The organism is Yinghuangia sp. YIM S10712 (assembly GCF_051388935.1).
Lineage (GTDB): Bacteria > Actinomycetota > Actinomycetes > Streptomycetales > Streptomycetaceae > Yinghuangia.
In genome coordinates, this window is record NZ_JBPKBI010000003.1 from 445772 (window position 1) to 446712 (window position 941).

Consider the following 941-nt stretch of genomic DNA (forward strand, 5'->3'; position numbering starts at 1 on the left):
TGGTGCGACGCGGTTTTGTGCGACGCGGTTCACCGGGGTTCGGTCCCGGTCTCGTCGGAGATGGGGGACATGCGCGAGCTGTACGCGCCGATCGAGCCGTACGGCAGCGGGCTGCTCGATGACGACTGCGGCCATCCGCATCCCAGTCTCGCGACACAGCCTCGTCTATCGGCTACCCGTGGCATGATGCCGCCCACCGACCGTGGGGGTGGGGATGAGTCAACAGCCGTACCAGTACGAGCCGTACATGCAGCAGTACCCGCCGAGCATTCCGCAGCCACCGCCACGACGGCGATCACAGACCGCAGCATGGACCGCCGGAATTATCGCCTTCCTGGTCGCTGTCTTCCTGGGCTTCGCGATGAGCGCAGGCGACGACGGCCCCAAACAGACCGAGGTCACCCGGGACGGCTACGAGGCGACCGGCCGAATCTGGCCGCTCACCGTCGACTCGGCAACGCTGGGCTGTGAGGGCGGTAAGGACCAGCCGGTCGCCACCGTGACCACCGCCGAGGGCACGACCTACGGCCTCAACGGGGTAGCCATGCCTGATCACCCGGCACTCGCCCCGATCTGGCGGCTGGACCCCGAGTTCCCGGGCCTGCGCGTCGACGTGTCCGACCTGCTCGTCGAGGCACTGGGGCTCTGCTGATTCACGGGTTTGCAACGCCCGCCGCTTGACGGGCATCCCCGGCGTCCTGGTACATGGCCGCCTCGACCTCTCCAGCCCCCTCGACACGGCCTGGGAACTCGCCCAGGGGCCGGACGCCCGCCTCGAAGTCGTCAACGACGCCGGGCACAAAGGCGGGTCCGGCACCCACACGCACATCGTCGAGGCCCTCGACCGGTTCGCCCGAACTCCATGACGTCAAGGCGCGGCTGATGGCCCCGTCCGCCTGGCCATTGATGCGTGTTCGCGGGACCCGGAATGACCGGGTCCC

The 941-nt window shown here is 68.8% G+C and carries 1 protein-coding gene and 1 pseudogene; both read left to right on the forward strand.

Translation table 11 applies throughout. From position 1 onward, the window contains the following. The first annotated feature begins 214 nt into the window (after positions 1-214). Entirely contained in the window at positions 215-652 is a 438-nt protein-coding gene (locus tag ACRX5W_RS11425) for a hypothetical protein (protein WP_436787910.1), read from the forward strand. Positions 653-668: 16 nt separating this feature from the next. Beyond that, positions 669-866: pseudogene (locus tag ACRX5W_RS11430) on the forward strand (prolyl aminopeptidase); the annotation flags it as partial. Positions 867-941: the final 75 nt, after the last annotated feature.

What these genes read in the sequence shown, in the direction of transcription:
- ACRX5W_RS11425 (WP_436787910.1), top strand. Translation starts at nt 215, where the DNA reads ATGAGTCAACAGCCGTACCAGTACGAGCCGTACATGCAGCAGTACCCG.